At 42.3% G+C, this 7,315-nt stretch carries 9 protein-coding genes; 4 read left to right on the forward strand and 5 right to left on the reverse strand.

Features of this window, described 5'->3' with window-relative positions:
• Window positions 1-34: 34 nt before the first annotated feature.
• A complete protein-coding gene (locus tag L5M49_RS22645) occupies window positions 35-1,348 on the reverse strand; it encodes a restriction endonuclease subunit S (protein WP_259565167.1) in 1,314 nt (437 codons plus the stop codon).
• Window positions 1,338-3,041, reverse strand: coding sequence for a type I restriction-modification system subunit M (locus L5M49_RS22650; RefSeq protein WP_259565168.1), 1,704 nt, complete (start codon window positions 3,039-3,041; stop codon window positions 1,338-1,340). Before L5M49_RS22650 ends, L5M49_RS22645 begins: the two co-directional genes overlap by 11 nt.
• Before the next feature lie 109 nt (window positions 3,042-3,150).
• On the opposite strand from L5M49_RS22650, the gene L5M49_RS22655 reads away from it, so the two are divergent.
• The 4 genes from L5M49_RS22655 (at window position 3,151) to L5M49_RS22670 (ending at window position 5,328) form a co-directional block, all read left to right on the forward strand.
• Window positions 3,151-3,747, forward strand: coding sequence for a tyrosine-type recombinase/integrase (locus tag L5M49_RS22655; RefSeq protein WP_259565169.1), 597 nt, complete (start codon window positions 3,151-3,153; stop codon window positions 3,745-3,747).
• 151 nt (window positions 3,748-3,898) lie between these two features.
• On the forward strand, window positions 3,899-4,327 hold the full coding sequence (locus tag L5M49_RS22660; protein WP_259565171.1) for a hypothetical protein: 429 nt from the start codon (window positions 3,899-3,901) through the stop codon (window positions 4,325-4,327).
• A 10-nt stretch (window positions 4,328-4,337) separates the two neighbouring features.
• Entirely contained in the window at window positions 4,338-4,874 is a 537-nt protein-coding gene (locus tag L5M49_RS22665; protein ID WP_259565172.1) for a type II toxin-antitoxin system MqsA family antitoxin, read from the forward strand.
• Complete coding sequence (locus tag L5M49_RS22670) at window positions 4,864-5,328, forward strand: hypothetical protein (protein WP_259565173.1); 465 nt, start codon at window positions 4,864-4,866, stop codon at window positions 5,326-5,328. The genes L5M49_RS22665 and L5M49_RS22670 overlap by 11 nt, the downstream gene beginning before the upstream one ends.
• Before the next feature lie 101 nt (window positions 5,329-5,429).
• On the opposite strand, the gene L5M49_RS22675 is transcribed toward L5M49_RS22670, so the two are convergent.
• The 3 genes from L5M49_RS22675 to L5M49_RS22685 form a co-directional block, all read right to left on the reverse strand.
• Window positions 5,430-5,846 carry a hypothetical protein gene (locus L5M49_RS22675; RefSeq protein WP_115407253.1) on the reverse strand — a complete coding sequence of 139 codons (417 nt, stop codon included), beginning with the start codon at window positions 5,844-5,846 and terminating at the stop codon, window positions 5,430-5,432.
• A gap of 258 nt (window positions 5,847-6,104) precedes the next feature.
• Entirely contained in the window at window positions 6,105-6,860 is a 756-nt protein-coding gene (locus L5M49_RS22680; RefSeq protein ID WP_259565174.1) for a hypothetical protein, read from the reverse strand.
• A 25-nt stretch (window positions 6,861-6,885) separates the two neighbouring features.
• On the reverse strand, window positions 6,886-7,315 hold a 430-nt coding region (locus tag L5M49_RS22685), incomplete at its 5' end, for an IS66 family transposase (protein ID WP_263266867.1).

A 7,315-nucleotide genomic window follows, 5' to 3' on the forward strand; every position in this document is an offset into this window, starting at 1 on the left:
ACAAATACCATTGGGATTTATACTCAATTTATAACTAGTTCTCTTGTTTCTCAGCTAACTCGATTTCGCCCGAAAGTAATTTAGGAAGTAAGGTGTCGCGCAATTCTTCTAGACTAATATTTTGTGCATTATTCTTTGCTGTCATATCAATTAGGTTGCTCGCAATAGAGCTATATTTATCTAGAATGTTTTTAGGTGGTGTTAAGATCTTAACCTTGCGCAATTCAGCCTGCTTGATGCCTAAGACTGTAGAGCCTGAAGCTCGACCTTCCATATCTGCCTTTGCTTGAGTTGTTTGTAGCCAGTTAAATAAAAACACTGGATTGCAAACTTCAGGGTTTGCTCTAAGCCCATATAATCGTTGGCTTAAACAAAAATCTCTTGACCCATCAAAGAAATACAGCTCGCCCATCGGCGCTTCAGATGTCATGATGATGTCGCCTTTGATAAGAGGCACTTTCATCCATTTCTTGTACGTAGCTTCATCAAGAAATCGGATTGTATCTGGTCGAACAATCTTCTTAGACTTAATATTTTTTGCTGAGATTGCAGGATAGCCCTCTTCAACCCAATCACTACCGAGTTTTTTAGGTGTTTTTCCGCGATGGTCGATGATCATCGATGTGTGACTATCTAGAGTTTCGACTTCCCAACCCTCAGGTATCAAACCCAACTCAGACTCAACGAGCTTTTCTGGGAATAGCGAGGCAGTGGCTTCATCCATTCCTTCGGGTTGTTCGCCACGCATTTTAGCTTTGACGGGATCAAAATCAACAAACCATGATTTGAAAATAGCTTGTGCCATTTGTTCTAGGGTTTGGTTGGTTTGCGTATTGATTTCTATTTTACTATCCAAGCCTCGTAACACATCAACGACTGCATCTTGATAACCCTTGGAGGGCAGGTCAATTTCAAACTGACCGAAGTGGCTTTTATTTAAAATAGGTGTAGCAGAACCACCCGCAATATCTTTCAAGCTTTGCTGTTTAGTCGACAATACATAATAGATATATTCAGGATTATGTAATTCTGAATTTACTAAGATAGTATTAATCTGCTGATTTGTAACAGATTTAACTGAAAGCAACCTAGCTTTCCCCATATCGGAACCAATGCACGATACAGCGACACTGTGTGCTGGAACTATATTGCCTTTAACTGACTCCAATCCTGTATTGCTGAGATACCTTTCTGTCGTTTTTATCCATTTTCTATCATCTAGATCCCTTGGCGTTACAAAAGGCACACTTCCATTGACAAAAGCATCGATAACTTTAGATGGTGGTGTTTTACCCGTTACGATTTTCCCTAAAGAACTTAGAGGTACACGGCCCCAATCACAGCTCATAGCCTAACCCCACTAAGTTCTTCTTGATCTCGGCTTCAAGCGTTGCTGACTCTGCAAACTGCTCGCTCAACTTAGCGGTTAGTGCTGCCATCTTCTCACCAAATGGAATGCCGTCATCTAGCTCTTCAGTCGCGCCAACGTAACGTCCCGGAGTGAGTACAAAATCGTGTTTCTTAATCTCTGCCAAAGTTGCGGATTTGCAGAAGCCTGCTTGGTCTTCATAAGCGATACCATTTACTTCCGCACCCGTTTTCCATGCATGGTATAGGTCAGCGACTTTCTGGATATCATCTTGGGTGAAATCTCGAAGCACACGGTCTTTCATATAGCCAAGGTTACGCGCATCAATAAACAGCACTTCGCCTTTACGATCACGCAGTTTTCGGCCTGCTTTGTCATTACGAGCTGTTTTGTTTTTGGTTAAGAACCAGATGCAGGCTGGGATTTGAGTGTTGGTGAACAGTTGCCCCGGAAGCGCGACCATACATTCAATCAAATCTTCTTTAATTAGCTTTTGACGAATAGCACCTTCGTTATTGGTGGTTGAACTCATTGAACCATTGGCGAGTAATAGAGCTTGAGAGCCATCTGGTGCAAGGTGATGAAGCATGTGTTGCATCCAAGCAAAGTTAGCATTGCCTGCCGGTGGCATACCGTATTTAAAGCGCGGATCGTTTTCATCAACGCCGGTATTCCACTCTTTCATGTTAAACGGTGGGTTTGCCATGATGAAATCAGCACGTAAATCTGGATGCTGAACATTGGTGTAAGTGCTGGCTGGCTCTTTGCCGAAGTCATAGTCCAAACCACGGATCGCCATGTTCATTGCTGCTAACTGCCATGTGGTGTGGTTGTATTCTTGACCGTAAATCGAAATACGTGATTTTTGCGTTAACGGATCGACTTGTTTTTCATGGGCATGACGCTCGATGAATTTTTCCGATTGCACAAAGAAACCGCCAGAACCCATTGCCGGGTCATACACACGCCCTTCGAACGGTTCAATCATTTCAACAATTAAGGTGACGATAGACGCTGGCGTGTAGAACTGACCGCCTTTTTTGCCTTCTGCTAACGCAAATTGACCCAGCATATATTCATACACATGGCCTAAGATGTCTTTGCTGTTGAGCGAGGCATGATCAAAAGGAATGGTCGCGATCAGGTTAATCAGCTCATTAAGTTTGGCTTGGTCGATACGTAGCGCAGAATAGGATTTGTTCAGTACACCTTTAAGCTTTGGATTATCACGCTCAATGCCTTCTAATGCGTTATCAATTAAGTGACCGACTGAGGTGATTTTCTTCGTTTTGTCGCCAATCTGTAAATCCGCTCCACCAATCACTAATGGGCCGTTATCTTGCAAAAACTGCCAACGCGATTCTTGCGGCAACCAGAACACGTTTTTCTCGGTGTAGTAATCACGTTGTTCCAGTTCGATTTGAATTTCTTCGGCAAGCTCTTCTGCTGAGTAGTCGCTTGGATCTAAGTAATATTCATTTTCAGGGTTAGCCAAATCCGCTTTGATTTCTTCTTGGCGTAAAGTGAACGCATCCGATACATATTTGACAAAGATAAGCCCAAGCACAGCGTGTTTATATTGCGCGGCATCTAAGGTTGAACGTAGTTTATCAGCGGCATTCCATAGCTTTGATTCAAGCTCTTTCAAAAACTGTTGTTCTGTTTGTTTCATAATAAGTTTTCTTGTTTAGAAATATTATTTCAATCATATCATTAGATGTCGCATTGTCTTTGATTTATGCCTTACTTAAAGAACATTTTTATGAAGTAAGGTGCTCATTATGGAAGCTTGGAATAAAGGAAAACGTGTAGGTCAGAAGAAAGCATTTAAATTGGAGGATATTTGGCGTATCCGTATTCGACTTGAGTTAGAAGAGCGATTGTTTGAGTTGGCGCTGTTTAACCTTGCCATCGATAGCAAACTCAGAGCATGTGACTTGCGTAACCTAAAGGTACAAGACGTTAGCCGTAGTGGTTGTGTGATGTCGAGAACCATTGTTAAACAACAGAAAACGCAGCAGGAAGTACATTTCGAAATCACGCCCAAGACACAACAAACCTTGTCACAGTGGATAATTCAAAACGGATTAGCACCAACAGACTATCTATTCCCTAGTCCACGACGTGAAGGGCAACCTATCTCGTACCATTACTACACCACTATAGTTAACCGTTGGGTTACTGATATTGGTCTAGATAAAACGCAATACGGCACTCATTCACTGCGCAGAACTAAGGTTTCTTTGATCTATGCTAAAACCAAGAACCTTAGGGCTATTCAGTTACTTCTGGGTCATGCTAAATTAGAAAGCACGATTGAATACCTTGGTGTTGAAATTGAAGATGCACTGAGGATTTCGGAGAGTTGTGAGACGTAGTACAACTTACATTTTGCCATATTTAAACAGACGTCCCCGCCGTCATTGCTTCTCTTGCGATATGCCATGTATGATTGATTACCTAAAAACGCCGCATTTCTAAGACTAGAAAGTGTAAATATCATAAAAATAACTGGAAAAACTTACCATAATGGTAAATAATCAGCGCAACGTTAGTGCTTTTAAGCAAGATCCACCCAAAGGCACAACAACCGGGCGTATTAACATAGACGGTCCATTGTATGAAATAGAATGCGTCCTTAAGATTCTTGAATCTGAAGGTAATACAGCTATTCCTTGGACACGACAATGCAAAACAGATATCCAAAAACTTGCATTAGATACCGACGATATTAACGAATTATTGAAACAAGCGATAACACAAGGGCAATACTTAAAATCTGAATGGTGTGTACAGAAACCAACAGGTCCTTGGGCGGCTTGTGATAGCTACCGTCTACAAAGAGAAGAGTGGATGGAGTACGCTTACAAGTACATGAGCTGTAACTATTATGTAAAGTTTGCGATTGGTAAGACAGGTAAGATTCTTTTACTTGTATCTTGTCATGTTTCGCAATAAGGGCTAAAAAATGGCAACTAAAATTTGTCCAATCTGCGAAGAAGGCCACTTGAGCGCTGAGCAGGAAATGATCCATGTAGATCACATGGGTCATAAAGGTAAAATTGTCAGCCAATTCTCAACCTGCGATGCTTGTGGGAGTGAACAAGCTACAGCAGCCGATGCACGCGTAAACAAACGTGCAATGATTGCCTTCAAAAAGCAAGTTCAAGGTCTTTTGACAGGCATGGAAGTGAGAGAACTTCGTAAAGGCTGGAATTTCAGTCAAGAAGATGCTGCAAAAATATTTGGCGGTGGTCCAGTAGCATTCTCAAAATACGAATCTGATGACGTTATGCAATCCGAAGCGATGGATAGATTAATCAGAATCGCTCGTGATGTACCAGCTTCTCTTGATAAACTAATGGCTGATGCTGGCGTTAAGCGCAAAATCGATGCCGAGTGGACTACAGTAGCAGTTGTCAATTTCCACGAAAAATCAAATATCAAGCGAACTCACATTGTGTCCCAACATGAGTTTGGTTTAGAGGCGAATTATGGCTACTAAAAATAATAACCAATTACAGAAAGCCATTGAAACTCTAGTAATTGAAGATGTGTACCAGAAAAGTTCAAGATCATTTTGTGCTGATGACTTTGATCCTAAATCATATAGTGAGATGGAAGATCTACACATCCAACAAATGCACGTCGTTCATAAGAGTGAAACTATTCAGGTTGAAGGTGACGGTGAACTACTTCGTGTCTTCGTGCGCCTTGGTACACGATGGGTAGTACCATCTGATGATGCCAGCGAGCCAGATATCAAAGCCGCTATTGAAAGCGATTTTATAGCGGAATATAGAATAAATTCTCATTTAGAACAAGAATGCATCGATGAGTTCTCATTGAAAAATGCTAGTTACCATGTTTGGCCATACTGGCGCGAATACTTAAGCTCCCAATGCGAACGCATGAGACTACCAAGAATTGTCCTCCCTACCGTACAGTTTACTAAATAACTAACGCTCTATTGCCAAACCAGTGCTACTTGCGCTGGTTTTTTTCTAGCTCGCTTTTGTCCCTTAGCTCCGCTATTTAGTTCGTAAGCAACCGTATGAAATCAGGCCAACACACTCTCTATCTCACATATATACTCCGAAGCAAATTCAAGGTGTACAGAGCAATGATTCATTGCATCTTTTTTATTGGCATACAAAATGGCTCCACCGCTGTAGGCGTCAAGTGGCGCGTCTATGACAGAGACGTCAATGAGGCCATCATCCTGAGTTACTTGGATAACTTTCTGGTGTGTTTCGACCCAACGAGATATATAGCTCCATGCATTATCCTCTAAGCCATCTTCACTCTCTTGCTCAGCCCAGTGGAAGTAGTCTTCAACTAGTTCAACATTTAAAGCGGAGTTCGGACTAGGCAATTTAATTGTCTTGCTGTTAGAGCCGAGAACGCTAACCGAATACAGCCTGTTTTTTTCAAGTATGTTTGCTAATGCTACATTTGTAGATGAGATCGATATCATACGACCACTGCCTCACTTGCACTTTGGGGTAAACTGAAAATACATTCACGTTACTCGATTTGGAACTGTCGGTAAATTCTTACCTTTATTTCTAGGTTGCTTTTGTCCCGTAGCGAAAGACCGCGGACGAACCAACACTATTTCAACGAAAAAAGAAAACCACTGCTAGTTCTTCAACATCAGGTGTGAATGAAATTGAGTAATTCACCTCTAAAATGATCGCTTACAGGGCAAAAAACTTTGCCCTTACATTGAAAACTATGACTGTATGGGCATAGCATAGGCAAGTTCATGAACTAATTGTCTAAACAACGATTCTTTGCCCTCTGGGATAATTAACTGGTCTTTTCCTACGCGTTGGCACAATTTCTGTAATTTAGGTGCTGACGCTATGTTCTTTGCTATCGACTCGGTATCGCATTTCAAAAGTAAAAAACGCCCCTCTAATCGTACTGCATTCTTATTGCTCTCTAACGTTTTGAAGAGGTGCTCAATTTGAGTCGGGAAATATGGTTGTTCATCTCTTTCAGATAGGAAAGATTGTATTTCTTCTAAGTCACCACCATTTTCGAGGTGTGAGAGTATCTTGCTTGTGCATAGCTGCCAGACTTGGTCGGTAGCTTCATCCGCATAATTAGTAAGAAATACTCGCTCACTTGTAGTGGGTGGCTGCATAAACTGAACACGATACTTCGGCAATAATGCGATCGATGTTTTCGTTGATTCGGATACATCGATGTAGGTATCAACCACTCCAAGCACATAGGCTCCGAGCTTTGTAAGCCTGATATATTTTAAACCATCATAAATGGACAAATAATCTAGGTCATATTGCCCCCAACGGTCATAGTAATTATCTTGAGCGCCCTCCGGCGTTACGTAAGCTATGTCGACGATCCCTAGAGTTGCGAAATACTCCATAATTAAACAGCGAGAGTAAGCATTAGTAAGAAAGGTACCGTCATGAATGCGGCCATACGTGGAATCACCAATATACAGTAAGCGTAACGCCAACCACACCTTGCGGTGTGGCGGGTGATCAGTAAGGCAGGAGTTGCTGTAGTTTCTCTTGGGTGTTGGCTTTGGGTAGCTCGGTTAATAAGCGGCATAGGTAATCATACGGCTCCAGTCCGTTGATTTTTGAGGTCTCGACCAGGCTGTACAGTGCCGCACTGGCTTGTGCTCCCGTCTTGGTATTGGCGAACAACCACGCCTTGCGGCCAATCACGAACGGTTTGATGGCGCGCTCCGCACGATTGTTGTCGATATTCAGACAGCCATCATCCAGATAGCGGACAAGCTTGGGCCACTGATTCAGGCTATACGTAATAGCCGCTCCCAGTAAACTTTCTTTCGTGACACTCTCGCTTGATTTATCCAACCAGCTTTTGAATTGCGCGAGCAACGGCTTGGCTAGCGTTTGCCTGGCTTCATATTTCTTATCAGGCGGCGCAGTTTTTAATTTACTC

It is taken from the genome of Shewanella sp. SM74, from assembly GCF_025653725.1.
Lineage (GTDB): Bacteria > Pseudomonadota > Gammaproteobacteria > Enterobacterales > Shewanellaceae > Shewanella > Shewanella oncorhynchi.

Excerpts from the sequence above, each read along its gene's own strand:
- L5M49_RS22645 (WP_259565167.1), bottom strand. The coding sequence starts at position 1,348 with ATGAGCTGTGATTGGGGCCGTGTACCTCTAAGTTCTTTAGGGAAAATC.
- L5M49_RS22650 (WP_259565168.1), bottom strand. The coding sequence starts at position 3,041 with ATGAAACAAACAGAACAACAGTTTTTGAAAGAGCTTGAATCAAAGCTA.
- L5M49_RS22655 (WP_259565169.1), top strand. The coding sequence starts at position 3,151 with ATGGAAGCTTGGAATAAAGGAAAACGTGTAGGTCAGAAGAAAGCATTT.
- L5M49_RS22660 (WP_259565171.1), top strand. The coding sequence starts at position 3,899 with ATGGTAAATAATCAGCGCAACGTTAGTGCTTTTAAGCAAGATCCACCC.
- L5M49_RS22665 (WP_259565172.1), top strand. The coding sequence starts at position 4,338 with ATGGCAACTAAAATTTGTCCAATCTGCGAAGAAGGCCACTTGAGCGCT.
- L5M49_RS22670 (WP_259565173.1), top strand. The coding sequence starts at position 4,864 with ATGGCTACTAAAAATAATAACCAATTACAGAAAGCCATTGAAACTCTA.
- L5M49_RS22675 (WP_115407253.1), bottom strand. The coding sequence starts at position 5,846 with ATGATATCGATCTCATCTACAAATGTAGCATTAGCAAACATACTTGAA.